Origin of the sequence: Paenibacillus anseongensis, from assembly GCF_009757995.1 — a bacterium.
GTDB lineage: Bacteria > Bacillota > Bacilli > Paenibacillales > NBRC-103111 > Paenibacillus_E > Paenibacillus_E chondroitinus.
The window spans coordinates 1-19,332 of sequence record NZ_WSEM01000033.1 but is presented as its reverse complement, the minus strand read 5'-3'; the positions used below and the strand labels follow the sequence as shown (position 1 = coordinate 19,332).

Annotated in this window: 14 protein-coding genes; 6 read left to right on the top strand and 8 right to left on the bottom strand. The window is 46.7% G+C overall.

Annotated features, from left to right (window positions below; genetic code table 11):
* Nucleotides 1-117: 117 nt before the first annotated feature.
* The 8 genes from GON05_RS30310 to leuC form a co-directional block, all read right to left on the bottom strand.
* Nucleotides 118-3,807, bottom strand: coding sequence for a dynamin family protein (locus GON05_RS30310; protein ID WP_157324560.1), 3,690 nt, complete (start codon nucleotides 3,805-3,807; stop codon nucleotides 118-120).
* Between the two features lie 92 nt (nucleotides 3,808-3,899).
* Entirely contained in the window at nucleotides 3,900-4,175 is a 276-nt protein-coding gene (locus GON05_RS30305) for an NAD/NADP transhydrogenase alpha subunit (RefSeq protein ID WP_127451514.1), read from the bottom strand.
* Nucleotides 4,176-4,200: 25 nt separating this feature from the next.
* A complete protein-coding gene (gene nth / locus GON05_RS30300) occupies nucleotides 4,201-4,872 on the bottom strand; it encodes an endonuclease III (protein WP_157324558.1) in 672 nt (223 codons plus the stop codon).
* A 195-nt stretch (nucleotides 4,873-5,067) separates the two neighbouring features.
* Complete coding sequence (locus GON05_RS30295) at nucleotides 5,068-7,782, bottom strand: S-layer homology domain-containing protein (RefSeq protein ID WP_157324556.1); 2,715 nt, start codon at nucleotides 7,780-7,782, stop codon at nucleotides 5,068-5,070.
* Between the two features lie 28 nt (nucleotides 7,783-7,810).
* Complete coding sequence (locus tag GON05_RS30290; protein WP_157324554.1) at nucleotides 7,811-8,401, bottom strand: GerMN domain-containing protein; 591 nt, start codon at nucleotides 8,399-8,401, stop codon at nucleotides 7,811-7,813.
* Nucleotides 8,402-8,469: 68 nt separating this feature from the next.
* Entirely contained in the window at nucleotides 8,470-9,852 is a 1,383-nt protein-coding gene (locus GON05_RS30285; RefSeq protein ID WP_185157256.1) for an N-acetylmuramoyl-L-alanine amidase family protein, read from the bottom strand.
* 344 nt (nucleotides 9,853-10,196) lie between these two features.
* Nucleotides 10,197-10,802 (bottom strand): 3-isopropylmalate dehydratase small subunit, encoded by a 606-nt coding sequence (gene leuD, locus GON05_RS30280; RefSeq protein ID WP_127451503.1) that lies wholly within the window; start codon nucleotides 10,800-10,802, stop codon nucleotides 10,197-10,199.
* Nucleotides 10,803-10,829: 27 nt separating this feature from the next.
* Nucleotides 10,830-12,251, bottom strand: a complete 1,422-nt coding sequence (leuC, locus tag GON05_RS30275; protein ID WP_157324551.1) for a 3-isopropylmalate dehydratase large subunit — start codon at nucleotides 12,249-12,251, stop codon at nucleotides 10,830-10,832.
* Nucleotides 12,252-12,488: 237 nt separating this feature from the next.
* On the opposite strand from leuC, the gene GON05_RS30270 reads away from it, so the two are divergent.
* From GON05_RS30270 to GON05_RS30245, 6 genes are all read left to right on the top strand, one after another.
* A complete protein-coding gene (locus GON05_RS30270) occupies nucleotides 12,489-13,523 on the top strand; it encodes an ABC transporter substrate-binding protein (protein WP_309491811.1) in 1,035 nt (344 codons plus the stop codon).
* A complete protein-coding gene (gene fhuB, locus GON05_RS30265; protein ID WP_157324550.1) occupies nucleotides 13,520-15,583 on the top strand; it encodes a Fe(3+)-hydroxamate ABC transporter permease FhuB in 2,064 nt (687 codons plus the stop codon). Before GON05_RS30270 ends, fhuB begins: the two co-directional genes overlap by 4 nt.
* A 153-nt stretch (nucleotides 15,584-15,736) precedes the next feature.
* Nucleotides 15,737-16,630 (top strand): LysR family transcriptional regulator, encoded by an 894-nt coding sequence (locus tag GON05_RS30260; RefSeq protein ID WP_127451497.1) that lies wholly within the window; start codon nucleotides 15,737-15,739, stop codon nucleotides 16,628-16,630.
* Between the two features lie 30 nt (nucleotides 16,631-16,660).
* Nucleotides 16,661-17,641, top strand: a complete 981-nt coding sequence (locus GON05_RS30255) for a helix-turn-helix transcriptional regulator (protein WP_157324548.1) — start codon at nucleotides 16,661-16,663, stop codon at nucleotides 17,639-17,641.
* Between the two features lie 103 nt (nucleotides 17,642-17,744).
* The gene (locus GON05_RS30250; RefSeq protein WP_157324546.1) at nucleotides 17,745-18,620 is read left to right on the top strand and encodes an SDR family NAD(P)-dependent oxidoreductase; all 876 of its coding nucleotides are present in this window, start codon (nucleotides 17,745-17,747) and stop codon (nucleotides 18,618-18,620) included.
* Nucleotides 18,621-18,770: 150 nt separating this feature from the next.
* Nucleotides 18,771-19,262 carry a cysteine dioxygenase gene (locus GON05_RS30245; RefSeq protein ID WP_157324544.1) on the top strand — a complete coding sequence of 164 codons (492 nt, stop codon included), beginning with the start codon at nucleotides 18,771-18,773 and terminating at the stop codon, nucleotides 19,260-19,262.
* Nucleotides 19,263-19,332: the final 70 nt, after the last annotated feature.

The window sequence follows — 19,332 nt, the reverse complement described above, 5'->3', positions numbered from 1 at the left end:
ATCCACCCTATTCTTTAAAATCATCCCAATAACCATCAATGTAAGCCTTTACATAGCGGTACGTGAAAAAGGGCTGATCACGTTCAATTGAACATGACCAACCCTATTGTTTAAATGTTAAACAAACGACTTTAATTGATGCTGTTTGGATATTAGTTCGTTCAAATCAATCTTCATTTCAAGGGCATCGCGCATCCCTACGGCGTGCTCATTCAGCTGCCCAAGCAGCTGATTTTTCTGTTTCAGCAACCAGTTTTCGAGCTGATTGGCATATGCCTCTTCAAGCTCGGCAGTTTGAAGCTCAACAAACTGAGCGACCGGCGCCGTCATCCGATTTTCCAAATCTGCTCTCAGCTTGCTTTTGCCATCCCCTTCAAAAAATTGCTTCGGGTTCTTGAAATGACTTTGCAGCAATTTAAGTGAGATCTCTGGCGCTTCCATTTTGGAGCTGATTTCAGGCGTAACAAATGTGTTGGATTCGTATGAACCGCTCTCGAAGCCATCCATAACTTGGCGAAGCTGCTCTTCCCAACGTTTAACACGATTCCCGGATATCAGATTCATCCGATTCTCAACCCGCAGCGTCGTAGCAAGCACTTCTTGCGAAAGATCATAACCAATCATGCGCAGCAGCTCACCCCAAGCCGACTGGAGCGCTTGCTTCGGATCTCTGGCTTCCTCACGGAACGTGGAAGGATTAAAGGCGTAATTGTACAATTCACCAAACCGGTACATCGTACGCTGCTTCACATAATACAGAAGTTCCTGAATCTCTTTCTTCAATTCTTTGAGTTCTGCTTCGAAAAGCGTACGCTCTAGCAGCTCAGCACACTCCCGCTCAGACTGCTCCAGTTTCCTAAGCTGCTGCTTCCGTTGTTCTTCCCCTGTTTGCGCACTCTCGAGCCATTGCTGCATTGTGGCAATCGCGCGGTGCAGCTCCAGATTCGCTGAGTGTATCGCAACATCGCTCAGTTCATTGAAAGTAAACTGCACAAACTCGCCTTCAAACGGACGGATGCCCGACTGCGCGACAAGCGCTTCGTTGCCGTTAATTTTCCCTTCTGCCGCTAAATAACTGGATATCGGATAAATCCGCGGATTGCGGATACCGTGCTGCAACAGATTTGTTTCCACATGGGTCATCACACCCTGCAATTCTTCCGGGCTTGCTGCAAGATCGGCAGCATTCACGATGAAGAACATTTTATCCATTTCAAAGCTGTCTTTGACACGTCCAAGCTGTAAAAGGAACTCGCGATCCGCCTGCGAGAACGCATGATTGTAATAAGTCACGAAAAGAATGGCATCGGCATTTTTAATATAGTTAAAAGCAACGCCGGTATGGCGAGCATTAATGGAATCTGCACCAGGTGTATCAACGAAAATAATGCCTTGTTCCGTCAAGGGATTCGAATAATATAATTCTATAAATTCAACAAAACAAGACTTGGACTCATCCGCAACGTAGCTTGGAAACTCTTCTTTGGTAATTTTCAGCTCGGTGCCCAAATGATTCTGCGCCAGCTGCCAGCCTTTCTCAACGGCTTTAAGGAAAGAATAATGCGGTTTTCCTTTAGCGGAAACGTCAGCTGGCGAAAGAGCGCCAATGCGTTTCAAAGAGGACGCCATATCACTAGCTTGCACGCCCAAAATTTCAAGTGAATATAGGACGTCTTGAAGAATCGCGTCCGCTTTCTTCATCTTCACCTTGGCCGTACCATGCGGCCAGCCCTCTTGCGGCGGCATGATCTTATTAATGGCCGCCGTCGTTGGGTTCGGCGAGACCGGCAGCACTCTTTCGCCAATCAAAGCATTGGCGAAAGACGACTTGCCGGCGCTAAATGCGCCGAACAACGCAATCGTGAACGTCCGCTGACGCAGACGTTCCGATTTCTCGCGCATGGCGCGCGCGATCGACCGCATCGACGGCAGTCCGTCGATGATGTCCGAAGCCGCCAGCAAGTCGGCGGCTTTGCGCTCCATGCGCCTGCCGTGTTCACCTGAGGTGAACGCGGTCGGCGCGGAGGCCGCTGCCTCCACTGGGGCAGCGGCTGAAGGCCCTGCGGCCGCCGATGCTGTCGCAGCGGCCTGCAGGATCTTATCCATGGAGGTGACATGCAGCCCCCCGCTCAGCGGGGCGGCTGCTTGCTCCTCCATGGGCGTGTACTGCTGCGCGTCCGGCAGTGCCGGCGCAGCTGGCCTTGCCCAGCTCGCCATGCGCAACAGCTGGGCCGTTGCTGCCGCCTCGGCTTCCTCGAGGCGGCGCAGTTCGCGGGCAGCGCCGAGGCGGCTGCCCAGCGCTTCCAGCTCGGCCGCAAGCGCAGCGGCGGCCACAGCACCGTGCTCGCGAACCGCAGCCGCGATCAGGTCGATCACCGCAAACGCCTGCTTGCGGTACTGCTGTTTAATATCGGACGCAACTTGCTTCATGAAGTTGAGCGTGTATTCGCCGCCGAATGTGGCGCCAGCATTTACTTGCGCTGCAAGCCACTCTGGCGTGACTTCCACGCGCAAAGCTTCAATCTGAGCCAAGAGACCCGCATCATGCTGCCCTTGATTTTGCGCAGCTTTCTTCAATGCGTCCCGCAAATGCCAATCCAGCTGTGCTTCTACCTGCTCCGATAAATCCGCTTGAAACGCGTTGAGCCGTTTCTCCGTTTCCAGAGCCGTCTGTGCCGCTCTGGAGAAGAACCCTACCTTGAACCCTGGCTTGCGGCTCTCTAAATACGCATGAGCCTGATCACGGGTCAAGGCCGGTGTAATGTTGGCATTTTCAATGATCGTGCCAACTTCCTTACGCAACTGTGCCGTCAATGCTTCCGGCAGTCCTTTCAAGACCGTCAGCTCCTGCTGCTTGGCATTCGCTAGCGCCTCAACCTCCTGCACATCGCCTTCCTGGCTGATTTGCTCCATAAGCTCAGCCTTCTGCGGCTCATGCTGCTCAGCCAGCCATTTGCCATGTTCGTCGGCAAGATAGCGTGCAGAGGCGTCAATGCTGAAGCTGCGCAGCTCGTCGCCACGCTCAATCAAGCGGCTTAATAGCCATTGCAGCTTCCCATACTCATTATGAGGATGACTCGGCTCTTTCATGGTGACAAAAAGCAGATCATCCGGCACGATCCCCCAGTTCAAGAAGGCTTGTTTCGTCCCCTCTTGATACTGCGAAAATGGCAGTTCCCACTCTTTGTGCTTATCGATCATATTGACAATGAGATAGAGTGGTTTACCCCACTCCTTCATTTTCTTCGTAAACGCGAGATTCACTTCGGATTGTACATGATTGTAATCCATCACATAAAATACGACATCCGCCAAGTGCAGCGCAGACTCCGTAGATTTATGGTGAGCATCGTCCGTCGAATCGATCCCCGGGGTGTCTAACAACGCTGTATGCTCGCCAAGAAAAGCAATGGGATACGATATTTCCACCGTTTCAATATCTGTACCATTCACACAATAAGCTTCAAGCTCATCGAGCGGAATCGTATTCGTCTTCCCTTGTAGACTTGCATTTCGATGTGTAACATGAGCGCCAGGTGCCCCATTGCGGATACTCACGATATTAGCACTCGTTGGTATCGGGGAGGATGGCAGCAGCGGATGCCCGCATAGCTGGTTAATTAAGGTTGATTTCCCTGCTGAAAAATGTCCGCAGAAAGCGATGTTCATTCTGCCTGAATCAATCTTCGCCAACAGTTGCCCCAGCTTGCCAGCATTATCCAGATCCCCTGTTGTTTGCAGATTAACCTGCATCTTCTTGATTGCATCCGGCATGACCGAGATGTTTGTATCGATTGCTTGCGTCATTCGTCCGTTCCGCTCCTTATTTACCGGTCTTCTATCCAATCCTATATCTATGAGGATACAGAAAAAAATCTCCCAGAGGGAGATTTAATTTTTTAGGACATAACCACTTTTTCTTTTTCAGGCAAGAAAATTTCAAAAACATCGCGATGCTGCAAAATCGTAATATCCGATTCTTTAACTTTCATCACAACAACCTCAGTTTTTGTTTTCATCTTGTCTATGTAATTCTGAGGAACTTCACCTGATTCACTGACTGTAATGCCTTCAATGACTTTTTCCTCATTATCGGCTAATGGAGTATTAATCACTTGTTCGAAAATATCAGAGAATTGTTCAAAGCTATTGGTATATACGGCGATGCATTTCATTTAAATCCCATCCTTTGTCTGCATATCATTTGTTTGTAATAGTTTTCCTAGTTGAGCTTGGTTTCATACGTTTCTTACCCTCGCGACAGTTATCCAAGAGAGGACATATCTCGCATTTCGGGTTCTGCGCTTTACAATGATAACGGCCAAAAAAGATCAGGCGATGATGGGTTTGTGTCCACTCTTCTCGTGGAACCTTCTTCATCAGCTTCTTTTCTACCTCAAGCACCGAATCATCGATGCCCGCTAATCCCAGTCGCTTGGATACGCGCTCTACATGAGTGTCAACGGCAATGGCAGGTACTCCAAAAGCATTGGAGACAACGACGTTTGCCGTCTTTCGGCCTACACCAGGCAGCTCGACTAAGTGTTCGTGCTTCTCTGGGATCTCACCATCAAACTTGTCCAGTAATAACCGACACAGTTTTTGAATATTGCTCGCTTTATTTCGAAATAGTCCAATCCGTCTGATGTCTTGCTCCAGTTCCTCCAATGAAACGGCCAAGTAATCTTCGGGGCGCTTATATTTCTGAAATAAATCCAATGTCACCTTATTTACGGTTTCATCAGTGCATTGCGCGGATAGCAAAACAGCAATCGTTAATTCAAAAGGATTACTGTGACGCAGCTCGCAATGTGCATCCGGAAATAGTTCACCAATCGTATCCAAAATATGCCTTACTAACTTCTGCGTCATGTCTTTGCTTCCTTAGGGTCGTAATATTCTTCAGTTTAGCGAATTGTGACGTTAGAATCAATGCTTGTGAGCGTCAAAATGCGAACATTTTCTAAAAAATTGCCATATTTATTTTAAAAATCATAAAAAAACCGCCTGCAGCAGGAGACTAGCTCCTACGATACAGACGGATGGGACGAATATTTTGTTCAATTCTTACTTCTCAATCTCAACGATTTTATTATCCAGCACATAGATCGTGATGATATCGCCGGACACGAACGAGGATGGACCCACAATATCTGTTCCTTTATGGTAATAAGCTCTTGGGTAAAGGCTATAGGAAGTCTTATCTCCAGCAGTAGTTGATTTCAAATACATTTGATTAACAACTGAGCTGTAGTTATCAACTTCTCGTTTTGCAGTAGCGGCCACTTGAATGATAAGCTTATCGCTTGCATCTTTCATGACTTGTACACGATCGCCAACTTTAATGGAGGCGAAATTATAATCCGATCCACCGTTCAGCTTCACGCCGAAATTGGTTCCTGCATTGATGACTTGGCTTTTCCCAGTAAAATCTTGAACCGTCAACGAGGAGCTAGCCGCATTCACAGCTGTTACTTTCCCGATTACAGGAGTTGCAATCTCAGCTCTAACAACTGTTGCACCATTGAATGAAAGCTTCACATAATCATCCACTACAAAATCATTGATCGAACCTGCGGTTTGATCCGGCTTCACAATCGGTACACCGTCAAGTGAGATGACATACTGCGTATTCGATTCATCCGTCACAGTAATTTGCTTGGAATTTACATTTGTAATAACCGTTTTGTACATAGCTGTTTTACTAGTTGTAATTTTAGTCACGATGCTTTGGTCGAAGCTAATTTGAAGGGAGATCGTGTCTCCAACTTTTAGATCCGAGAGTGTACTATTTGGCTTATTCGCCAGTTCCACGACAGGTGCATACTGCAGCTTAAACGACAAGCTTTGACCGCTGTCTGTTTTTAGCGTAATATCATTCGTTTGCAGGTTTAATTGCGTGATTTGTCCGTTTAGCTGTGTGGACATCTGAACTTGTGTAACCTTTTTCTGTGCAACCAGCAAATCTACATATTTTCCTACTGTAAATGTACCGCTAAAGTTAGATAAAGGAAGCTTCGTACCTGCATATGAGATTGACACGCTATCTGTCAAAATATACGCATGAGGCTCACCTTTGTTATCGATAACCGAAAGCAGCTTCAAATTTTGATCATAGCCAACTATTTTAGCAAAATATAAATTTTCAATAGAGCGATTTGCAACTGTAATCAACGTTACTTTATTATTGAGAACTTCCAGTTTCAACTGATCGCCAGCAGCAAGATCGTAAATACTCGCGTTCGTTAATCCATTGATCACGACTTTCACATTCTCAGACAATTCATACGCATCAACAGGTTTCCCCGTCGTTTTATTAATCAATAAAGTCGATTTATCTTCAGAAAACTCCTTAAAAGTCCCCTCAATACTTACACCGACATCCGCTTGCTTTTTAACAGAAATCTTCACTACTTCACTGTTCTTAATCGTATATTCGACGACATCGCCAATGTGCAGGGAATTCAGATCCGCCAAGCTGTTATCCGTAGAAGTAATAATTAAAGCAGAAGAGAAACTGTATGATTCAGGTTGACCTGATTCCGTATCCAGCAGCGTAATTTGTGCCGCGTCCTTGTTCAGGTTTTGGATCGCCCCATTTGCCGTTTTGTTAACCGGCACTTGTTTGACGATGATAGACGTGTATTTGTCTGTGTTGACAATTTTGCTTTTACGCAATTGAATGGTACTGCCGGTTACAATGTCCCCAAGGCTGAGTCCGCGACCTTCCGTATCCGTTACGGCCACATCCGACGCCAAATCATAGCTTTCAAAATCATCCAATGTAGCTTTCATCGTGCTCATGTTTAATTTGAGCAATTTACCTTCTTTAATGTCCATCTGCAATTCGTCTTTAATGATTTCAACATAGTAAGCAACGCCGTTTACTTCAACGATTGAAACTTCATAAGTTTCTTGAAGTTCTTTCGGGTCAATAGCCGTATCATTTTTGTTTCCGTAGAAAACAGTGTTTGGTGAGATCTTATATGTACTTGTGTTGCCTTCTTTGTCCATTAGTCCAATGGTGCCGCTTGTGAGGGTGGTCAAGTATCCTTTTTTCGCATGCGCAGGCAAAGATGTCAATTCTTTCTGCGAGCGGCTTAGGAATGCAGCCATCTGAGCGCGGGTTACTGCGCCTTTCGGCTGGAATGTCCCGTCTTCAAAACCATCAACAACTTTCAACGCAACCGCAGCATTTACATATCCAAGTGATGTAGTGCTGATGGAGCTGTTATCGTTAAATGTCGTTTGTGTTTCGGATAAGCTTTGAGCGAAAGCGCCTTTGCCGATCGCACGAATAACGATTTCTGCTACCCATTCTCTTGTTGCCTTGCGTTGTCCCCAATTCTCTTTGGACTTATCGCTTGAGCTTCGCTCTTTCTCTTCTTCGTTCGTAATTAATCCTTTTTGAAGCGCGACAGCTACATAGTTCCTCGCATAACTATCAACAAGCATAAAATCAGGGAATACGGTTGTAGATGTCATGTTATTAACTTCATCCTGCAACCCCATCATGCGGACTGCCATAATCAGTACGTCCTGTTGGGAAACCGAGTTTTCAGCGCGGTAGGCACCATCTTCATAACCTTCAATGATTCCTTCAAGGGCCAATTTTGAAATATGACGAATTCCCCAATAATCTGATTTTACATCCGGGAACGAAAGCTTTACGCTATTTTTGGACGTTCCACTCGTGGAATCAGCGGCCAGAACCGGTGTTCCAGCTAAACTTGTTACAATTAAAGAACTTAAGATTGCGCTTGCCAACTTCTTATTTCTCATCTCTAAATTAACTCCTCTGCTCTTCCATTTAATTAGGTCGTTTGATTGGGTAGGGAAGCTCCAGATGCCCCATTAAGCTGTCTACTTGTTTGCCATCCTTCAGGACGTATAAAGCTTTCACTTCCGGAAATTGAAAAACCGTTTTCTTCAGGGCTTGCAAAAACATTTCTTCCCCAGGGGCGCCCAATTGCGTTTTGGGACCAAACGTGAGGTCCACTTTCAATTCCCCTTTGGTTTTATCAAAGGCTGAACTTGTAAACTTTAAGTCGTCAAATAAAGGAATGGCTTTAGGATCATCGCTCTTCTTAAGAGCGTTCAAGGCTGCCCCATACACATCTGCATCCTTTTTGTAAGTAATCGTAACTTCTTTCTCTACAAGCTTCATTTCATCTTGATCGCTATAGTAAGCCTTGATCTTTTTGTGCAGCTCAGGTTCCGGTGTCGGAGTCGCCGCAACTGTTGGCGCAGGACTTTGAACCGTTGACGTTGAGATTGGGTTCGTTGATGTCTGCGGTGCAGAACCGCTAACCAACTGATTTTTTTGACCGCAGGCAGTTATAGACAATGTAATGGCACTCACAAGAAGTGCACCTTGAATAAAGCGTCTTGTTTGGGTCATTTCACACACTCCTTCGCGTTTTGCATAGCAAAACTAGCATCGTAGCCTAAAATTAGAGTTTTTACCTCCTATTTGAGGTTCAAGTATTCTTTGATAGCAGCAACGAGAGCAGAGGCTAATTTGTCTTGGAACGCATCCTTGTACATCGCACTTTCATCGTTCTTATTAGACAAATACCCTACTTCCAGCAGAACAGCCGGCATGGTCGTTTTCGTGATGACTCTAAAATCAGCTTCGCGTACTTTGCGATCAGGAAACCCTGTTGCCGGAATCGCATATTTGTGAATGACATTCGCAAAAGCTGCGCTTTCCGGACGGTTGTAATACGTTTCTGTACCGGATACCGTAGCCTTGGCACTGTTACCGTGAATAGATAAGAAAAGGTCCGACTGAATGTTATTGGCAAAGGATACCCTGTCATCCAGCGGTATGAACGTATCATCAGAACGAGTCATCAAAACATTAAGACGCTTGTCCTGAAGGAGAAGCTGCTCTACTTTCTTCGCCATAGACAGTGTAAAATCCTTCTCATGTCTGCCAGTTATGGATAATGCGCCAGGATCATTGTCGCCGTGACCCGCATCAATTACGACAGTTAACTGATGTTCGGCAATTGTCGCTTTCCACTGATTAGGCAGCTTGGACGGCTGAACCTTATAATCAGCACTACTTTTCAAATCCAGAATAACTCTTACAGTAGCCGGATTATCGTTAAAATTGGAAAAGCGAACTTTCTCGACCAGCGGATGCTTCGAACTCAGCTCTCCCGCATTTTTGACCAGCATTTTCTTGAGAGACTCATCTAACACTGTGTTAGGGAAATCCAATACAATCCGATTGGGATTGGCTAATTTCATTGATGTCGGTACAAGCGTGCCGTCTTTGGCCGTTACCGTTAGCTCCTTATCGGTCAACACGATAGATTGCACCAGATGGACATTCGGATCCGGTATGTTGGACCCAGTGCCAGTGCCAGTACCTGTACCACTCCCAGTCTCTGTACCGTCTCCTGGTTTGACTGGATTTGTTGGTGTTGTTGGATTGGTAGGTGTTGTTGTTGGCGTGTTGCCATCTACGACATCTACCGGACCTGTTACTGGCTTGGAATCGCTATCGTCTTTTTTGAACATATGTACGGAAGAAGTGGATGCGTCCCATGTAAATTCAATACCCATTTGCTGTCCAATGAAACGGAGCGGCAGCATCGTATTGCCTTTATCAATGATCGGAGCAACCTCCATGACTTCCTTTTTGCCTTTAATCAGCGCTGTTTTGCTATTGATCGTCAATTGAATGTTCACATCGTCTTTAACAATGGTTACTTTGCTCGTGGCTTCATCCCAAGTTACCTTTGCACCAATTTCTTCAACAATAATGCGCACGGGTACAATTGTATTTCCACTAACAATGCGAGGTTGAACTTCACTCGAAACCAATCTTTTCTCATTCATAAAAAGCTTAATTGCATTAGACGCTTCCGCCCCCAATGCCGTAGTAGGCAGCAGTATCACAGAAATCAGCAACATGAAACAAAATGCAGGAATTTTCATCATTCACCTCTATATATTGTCGGAATTATAGTCGTAATCACAAAAATGAGAACTCTGTCTCTCAAAACCTAGCAGCAATTGTCCTTTATCTCAAATTAGTCACTTAGCCCGACAGCAAAACCCCCGTCCGTTCGACAATCTAGTAATCTATTAGACGTATCAAACTACCAAAAGTTGCATAAAAAATTAACAAAAAAAAGACACATCCCATGGGGTCCCCATAGAGATGCGTCTTCGACCCGAACTTATTTATAAGCCAAACGCTTTGCGTGAGCTTGCTCGTAAGCCGTAATTTTGTCTTCATGCTGGAGTGTTAAACCGATATCGTCCAAACCTTGCAGCAAAAACTGACGACGGTGCTCATCGATGTTAAAGCTAATTTCCAATCCATAGTCGTCTGTAAGCTTGTTGTTCTCCAGATCAACATTTAGCTTGTAGCCTTCATGTTGCGCTGTGCGGTTAAACAAATCATCTACTTGTTCTTCCGAAAGCTTGATTGGCAAAATGCTGTTTTTGAAGCAGTTGTTATAGAAAATATCCGCATAAGAAGGTGCGATGATGACGCGGAAGCCAAAATCTTGAATCGCCCATGGCGCGTGCTCACGGGAAGATCCGCAGCCGAAGTTCGCTCTGGAAAGCAAGACGGAAGCGCCTTGATAGCGATCCTGATTCAGAGGAAAACTCTCGATCACGTTACCCGCTTCATCCCATCTCCATTCGAAGAACAGGAATTGGCCGAAGCCGGAACGCTCAATTCTTTTAAGAAACTGCTTAGGAATAATTGCATCTGTATCTACATTGACACGATCCACAGGACCGACGAGGCCTGTATGTTGTTTGAAAGCTTCCATGTTTTCATTCTCCTTAATCAACCAAAATTAAGCTTGTTGGTATTCTTTAATTTCCCAATCACGAACATCATAGAAATGACCTTTGATCGCTGCAGCAACAGCCATCGCTGGGGATACGAGATGCGTACGTCCACCGCGGCCTTGACGGCCTTCGAAGTTACGGTTGGAAGTCGACGCACAACGTTGACCTGGTTGCAGAACGTCAGGGTTCATCGCCAAACACATGCTGCAGCCAGCATCACGCCATTCGAAGCCTGCAGCTGTAAAAATTTTGTCCAAGCCTTCTTTTTCAGCTTGAATTTTGACGCGGCCGGATCCTGGAACCACGATAGCCGTAACGCTAGGATCAACAGAGTATCCTTGTGCGATTTTTGCAGCTGCGCGAAGATCTTCGATACGTCCGTTCGTACAGGAACCGATGAAAACATAGTCAACTTTCAGATCTGTCATTGGTGTGCCTGGTGTTAAATCCATATATTCAAGCGCTTTTTCAGCTGCTTTACGTTCATTTTCGGTTTCAAAGCTTTGTGGATCCGGAACAAGTGCTGTTACGCTTGTACCCATGCCCGGGCTAGTTCCCCAAGTTACTTGCGGAATCAAGGAATCAGCGTCAAACTCAACAACCCAGTCATACGTCGCGCCTTCGTCCGTTACATACTTGGACCATTCCCCAACAGCTGCATCGAAATCAGCGCCTTGAGGCACGTACTCACGACCACGCAGGTAGTTGAAAGTCGTTTCGTCCGGAGCAATCAATCCTGCTCTAGCTCCGCCTTCGATGGACATGTTACATACCGTCATACGCTCTTCCATGGAAAGACCGCGGATGGCTTCGCCTGTATACTCGATAACGTAACCAGTAGCAAAATCCGTGCCGTATTTCGCAATAACGCCAAGGATCAAGTCCTTCGCTGTGACGCCTGGTTTCAGGCTTCCCGTAATGCGAACTTCAAGTGTTTTGGCTTTGGATTGTTGCAGCGTTTGCGTAGCAAGAACGTGCTCAACTTCACTTGTACCAATACCGAATGCAAGCGCTCCGAAAGCACCGTGTGTCGATGTGTGGCTATCGCCGCAAACGATCGTTTTACCTGGGTGCGTTAGACCAAGCTCAGGTCCCATAACGTGCACGACACCTTGGTCGATACTGTCAAGATCAAATAGTGTAACGCCGAAGTCACGGCAGTTTTGTGAAAGTGTATCAATTTGTTGCTTGGAAATAGGATCTGTAATATTGAAACGATCCTTCGTTGGAACGTTGTGATCCATCGTTGCGTAAGTCAAATCAGGTCTACGAACTTTACGACCCGATAACCGAAGTCCTTCGAACGCTTGCGGTGATGTAACTTCGTGTACCAACTGCAAATCGATGTAGATAACGCTTGGTTTGCCTTCTTCCTGGTTAATTACGTGATTATCCCAGATTTTTTCGAACATCGTCTTTTTACTCATATCCAGTCACCTCTTGTCATTATCCGCTCAATTTGTTAATGTCTTACCCTCATAACGTAGTTTAGCACGATTACTCTCATTGCTCCAAGATATAATAACTATAAGCTTGATAGATTAATCCTATAATTTAATAAAACGTTGACATAGTTTGTGATAATGATTATCATTCTCTGTGTGGGATTGAAACACCCATCATTTCTATCCATTTATAGATACATATTATAGGAGGGTTTATTTGTGCGTAAATTTGTAAAACCACTAACGGTTACAGCTTCACTCGTCATGCTTTTCCTAACTGCTGCTTGCGGTAATGCGGCTAGTACCACCAGTTCAACAGCTTCGCCAGCTGCTGCTTCAGTTAAACCAGCTGCGTCTGCTGCCGCTACGGCTGCTGCTGACACTATCAAAACCATCACACATGACCTAGGGACGACAGAAATTAAAGGCACGCCTAAACGGATCGTCACTTTAGAGTGGACCTATGCGGAAGACCTGCTCGCAGTTGGCATTCAACCTGTAGGTTCTGCTGATAAAAAAGGTTATGCAAATTGGGTTAACGTAACGCCTGCTTTGGACGCCTCTGTTGTTGATGTAGGAACTCGTCAAGAACCTAACTTGGAAACTATTACAGGTCTCAAGCCTGATCTCATTATTACCAGCACACTGCGTTCAAGCAAAAACTATGAGGCACTCAAAAAAATCGCACCTACTATCGTTTTTAACTCCTACCCTGCTGAAGGAAAAGGCGATCAATATGCGGAGATGGAAAACACCTTCAAAACGATTGCTGATATTGTCGGTAAAAAAGCGGAAGGCGACAAAGTGCTTGCCGACCTTCAAAAAGCATACGCAGATACGAAAGCAAAACTTGCCGCTGCTAAAAAAGATGGCGCTGAAGTCGCACTTACACAAGCTTTCAGCAATCAAAACAACGCAGATCTTCGCATGTTCCTGGACAACTCCATGGCTGTACAAGTTCTTCAGCGCATCGGATTGAAAAACGTATTTAAAGCTAATAAATTTGAAATGTACGGCTACTCGACTGCTTCCGTAGAAGCACTGCCTGCTGTACAAAACGCCAACTTTATCTACATCGTACAAGACAACGATAATGTGTTTGAGAAACAACTCAAAGATAATGCCGTTTGGAAAGGTCTTTCCTTTGTAAAAGAGAACAAAACCTACAAGCTGCCTGGCAACACTTGGCCGTTCGGCGGTCCATTGTCCGCAAAACTATTTGCCGAGTTGACAGCTAATGCATTAACCAAATGAGCCAGATTAAGTTAAAATCAGACCCTTTTATACATCGGCAAACGACATGGAAAGCCTTTTTCGTATTTGGAGGAGGCCTTCTGGCTCTGCTTCTGGTTCTGTTCCTGAACATCACACAGGGAGAAGCCAACCTTACTGTTCATACCATCGTGAACGCTTTGCTGCATCCACAAGATACCCCCGACCATCATATGGTTCGGGGGCTTCGCTTGCCGCGGGCGGTCATCGGCCTCCTCGCCGGAGCCTCGCTCGCGGTTGCTGGAGCGCTGCTCCAAACCGTTACACGCAATCCGCTGGCATCCGCTTCAACACTGGGCTTGAATGCAGGTGCTTATTTTATCATCGTGCTTGCAGCCGTTTATTTCCCTGGCTTAAAGTCGGATCATTCACTGCTATTGGCACTCATTGGCGCATGCGGTGCAGCCGTCATGGCTTACTTCATGTCAGGGGGACGCAAAAGTACTCCGCTACGCATGGCTTTGGCAGGCATGATCGTTTCCCTCGTATTGTCTGCTTTTACAAGCGGTCTACAGATCATGTATGAGAATGAGACCAACGGTCTGTTTATGTGGGGCTCAGGCGCATTAGGGCAAAATGATTGGCTTGGTGTACGCTACGCTCTTCCTTGGGTATTGATCGGGCTGGTTGCTGCCCTTTTGTTCAGTCAGAAGTTAGATATGCTGGAGCTAAATGAGGAAACGGCTGCTTCACTAGGTGAGAATGTAAATTTAATCCGTTTCATAGCGCTTGCTGCTGCCATTTTGCTGGCCGGAGTGACGGTAAGTGTCGTAGGTCCGATTGGCTTTGTCGGGCTCATCGCCCCACATTTGATCCGATTGATTGGCCTCAGACGTCATAGGTTTTTGATCCCGGGCAGCGCATTATGGGGAGCGGTTGTGCTCATTTCGGCGGATACGATTGCGAAAATGTTTCGCAGCACGCTTGGCGAACTGCCTGCCGGCTCCGTCACCGCCGTTCTTGGAGCTCCTTGGCTCATTTGGCTTGCTGTTCGCGGCTCCAAGATGCAAGCTTCGTCGGATAGCGGATCTTCGATGGGCGTCGGCTTCATCGGCAGCAAAATTCCATATCCCTTGCTTATTTTGCTGTCATCCGCCTCTCTGCTTGCGCTTATTCTGACCGGATTATCCGCGGGAGCTTTAAAGATTCCGTTTGCAGATGTCCTTGCCGTTCTATCCGGCGGCGGATCCGAGATGTCGAGCAACGTCATCTTTAACTTACGCTTGCCTCGCGTGCTCGTAGCCGCACTTGCCGGAGCATCGCTTGCGATTGCCGGCTCCATGATGCAAGGCGCCGTTCGCAATCCGCTTGCCGACCCCTCCGTTGTCGGTGTAACGACAGGTGCTGGTATGGGAGCGCTTCTTGTCCTCACCATCTGGCCAACGGCTTCAGGCATGTGGGTACCGATCGGCGCGATGGCCGGCGCTCTCCTCTCGGCCGGCAGTGTGTATGTGCTGGCATGGAAAAAAGGGTTGAATCCCGTCGTATTAATCCTTGTAGGGATTGCGATATCTGCACTTGGATCAGCTGTCATCCAGTTCCTGATCATTAAATCCAAACTCGGTGCTGCTCCCGCTCTTACTTGGTTGGCTGGGAGCACCTATGCCAGAGGTTGGCTGGAATTCTGGCAATTGAGCGTGGCCATGGTTATCCTCTTGCCGATCGCTTGGCTGCTTGGCCGCCGTGTGGATTTGCTTGCCTTCGGAGATCTTGTATCGCTCGGACTTGGCCTCAAGCTGCAGAAAACCCGCCTGATAGCCGCAAGCATCGGGGTTACGATAGCGGCGATCGCAGTTGCTTGCGTTGGCACCATATCGTTCATCGGGCTGCTCGCTCCGCATGCCGTTCGGATTTTCATGGGCCAGCGTCACCAGAAATCGGTTGTCCTTTCCGCTTTGATCGGCGCCATTTTGTTAGTCATTGCGGATATTATCGGGAAAGTGATCGCCATTCCCAAAGAAATCCCTTCTGGCATCGTTGTTGCTGTCATTGGCGCACCATATTTACTGTTCCTGATGTACCGGAGTACGGTAAAGAGGTAACATATTGGGGTATGAAGAGGCTGTCCGCAAGTAGATTTATTCTGCTTGTGTGACAGTCTCTTTTTATTTATGGATTATGCTAAAATACGATCATGAGCTATGATAAATAAACACGTTTAACCCTCATCATTCACTTTAGGAGTTGTAAAATCATTGGAACTACGCCAACTACAATATGCCATTCAGATTGCCATTGAACGGAACTTCTCGCGAGCCGCAGAAAAACTTCATATCGCCCAACCTTCACTCAGTCAGCAGTTGTCCAAGCTAGAGAAAGAAATTGGCGTTCTCCTGTTCCAGCGCAGTACAAACTCCGTTGAACTTACGCATGCCGGCTCTTTATTCGTCGAGAAATCACAAAAAATTCTTGATATGGTGGAGCAGCTCAAAAAAGAAATGGAAGACATTTCACAGATGAAAAAAGGGCGCCTCGTCGTCGGCAGTATGCCAATCACGGGATCGACGATCCTTCCATTTGTAGTCCCTGCTTTCCAAACCGCTTATCCGGATATAGAAATTTCACTCGTTGAAGAAACTTCAGCGAACCTAGAGACATTGACCATGAACGGGCAAACCGATATTTCTCTCCTGTCCTTGCCGCTGAGGGAAGAATCACTTATATATGAAACGCTGCTGGAAGAAGAAATTGTCCTTGCCGTGCCCCCGCGCCATCCGTTAACGCAGGCCCAGGAACCGATCAGCATCTCGCAATTGGAAAAAGAGGCCTTCATCGCTTTAAAAAAAGGGCAAGGTTTTCGAAAGCTTACACTTGATCTCTGCCAAAACGCCGGGATTGTCCCTAATATCGTGTTCGAATCCAGCAACATGGAAACGGTCCAATCGCTTGTGGCGGCTGGTATGGGCATCGCATTCGTGCCATATTTGATCTCAAAACGCAGCTTCAGCGAGTTGTCTCCCGTTCACCTTACTTTGGAAGGTAGACCGACCCGAACACTTGTCATCGCTTACCGCAAGGGCAGATACCTCTCCAAAGCAGCCGAAGCTTTCGTCAGCACGATGAAAGAGGTTATGCGAACCATTGGATAGCTTTACACGTACAGGGGGAAACGAACTGTCATGAACAAAACACAGCGTTTGATCCAGCTTATGATGGCCGTTAATGAACGCATGGCTTTCACGACCAAAGAGCTCGCCCAAGAATTCGGCGTCTCGGAACGCACCATGCATCGCGATTTACAGGAGCTAAGCGAGCTGGGAATGCCGCTTTATACGGAGTTCGGCCCGCATGGCGGCTATCGCTTGCTGAAGAAGCGGATGCTCCCTCCTATTTTGTTCACGGAACAAGAGGCAGTCGCGATGTTCTTCGCCTTTCAGACGCTCCAGTATTATGGAGCGCTGCCTTTTGCTGCAGAATCGACGTCAGCGCTAGGCAAGTTTTATCATTATCTTCCGACGGATACGAAGAAGCGAATTGATGCACTCAAGAATCGTGTGTCATTTTGGACACCTACCCGCACACAAAGTTCTCCTTACTTGGAGCAGCTTCTGGAGGCTTCGATCGATGGTCTTCCCCTTCACATCACCTACGCTTCCAAAGATGGTGCAACGGAACGTACCATACAGCCCATCGGCATTTATTCATCGAATGGTTATTGGTATTTTCCATCTTATTGTTTTCAAAAAGATCGCATCCTGCTATTTCGCACAGATCGTTTGCAAAGCTTGGCCCCTGCTGAGCCGGATCACCCTAGCAAAGACCTCAGGAACTTTACCATTCTTGATTGGTTAACAGATGGAGTAAGCCAGAAAAACGATTCGTCCGAGCACATAAGACTTCGCGTCAAACTTACACCTGCAGGTGTCCGAGCATATGAGCGAAGCAATGGCAGAGATGAAGATGTCACGATTCATGCCGATGGGAGCGGAGAATTAGTCAGTGAGATGCACCAGAGTAATCTGCTGTATTTCTCAAAGTATTTCCTAAGCATGGGCGCAGATGCCGTCGTTGAAGAACCACCCGAAATGGTGCGATGGATTCGCGAACAACTTCAGCGTATGCTTCACGCATACAGCACCATGGAAGATTCGCAAACATGAACATTTTTTGCACCTTTTCAATCCATGACAAGAATTGTCATCGTATAGAGTTAAACTATAAGTGCAAAGTAACTTGGTGAATGACAAATGGAGGTATAAAAGGATGACGAAAAGTAAACAGCTTCAAGGGCAGGTAGCACTTGTTACAGGGTCTAGCCGAGGTGCCGGCAGAGGGATTGCCTTAGTGCTTGGTGAAGCAGGTGCCACCGTTTATGTGACTGGCCGCAGTACAAGGGCACAATCGACTCAGACAGATCTTACAGGTACGATCGAGGATACAGCAGATGAAGTGACTGCACGTGGCGGCGCAGGAATTGCGGTTCGATGTGATCATACGGTTGAAGCCGATGTTCAAAAGCTGTACGAGCAAATCAAACAGGAACAAGGCACACTTGATCTTGTAGTCAATAACGCTTGGGGCGGTTACGAGGACATTGAAAAAGATGATTTTTTAGCTCCATTCTGGAAACAGCCTTTGAAACGTTGGGACAGCATGTTTGATGCCGGCTTACGCGCACAAATGGTGTCCAGTCGGTATGCCATGTCCACCTTCTTCCTTGAGCAGAAGCGCGGCTTAATTATTAACACGGGTGTCTACTCCGGCATTGGAGGCGATTACCCGGTGAATGTATTTTATGACACAGTGAAACGTGCCGTTGTAAATATGACCCGTGCTATGTCTCTAAATCTCAAAGCAAACCAGTTGGATGTAACCGCATTGGCATTAGCTCCCGGTTGGATGCGAACAGAAGCTGTGTATAAACATTATGGCCTCGAACCTGGCGATCCCGACTTCATGCGAATTGAAGAGTTACACGCTACGGAGTCCGTTGAATATATTGGGCGCGCCGTTGTGGCGCTGGCCTCTGATCCGCAGGTTCAACTGAAAGCAGGACTGCTTCACGAGGTTGGTTCCCTAGCTGCCGAATATGGTTTCACGGATATCGATGGCAGGCAAATGCCGCCGTTTCGTGTCTAAATCTTTTGCGATTCCATGACCCATTTCTTTTCAAAATTATGCCAATTCCCCTAACCCTTCCTCCTCCTAAAGCATACAATATAATAAAATCTTATCGTTTCTCTAATTAATTTTGATAAAGAGATACCAAGTGCCTAGGAGGCGGAAACCATGATGTTAGTAGAAGCAATTGAGCAGTCATTCTGTAAATTGCAAGAACCCTCATTGGAGCAACTAAAATCTGCGCTTCAGTCCGTAAACAGCTTATTTCACGAGGTGCCTGATCATAAAACTGAACCCCTGAATCTCGCTTATGGCCGCAATGTCATTTATAGCTCCAAAGAGCTTGAAGTCATTATCATCCACATTCCCGCTTCGGCCGCAACAGCCATTCATAATCACGGAGCTTCGATAGGAGCTGCCTGCTTGGTTCAAGGCCATATTGTCAATTCCAAATTCCATCTGGACACGGAAGGTTACCCGGTTGTTCACAGCGATGATTTAATTCGAACAGGCGATTATTTTACAGCTCCGAAGGATCAAATCCATCAGCTTAGCAATCCGTTCCATGAGCCCGCCGTATCCATTCATGTCTATAGTCCACCGCTTACTGACGTTCATCGTTATTTGCCATACAGTGATGTTCTCGATTACGTCATTTGAATAAAGGAAGTACTGCGGCTAGAATTAGAAGTGGACACATCGTTAAGTGACCCCAATAATAGACTTAACG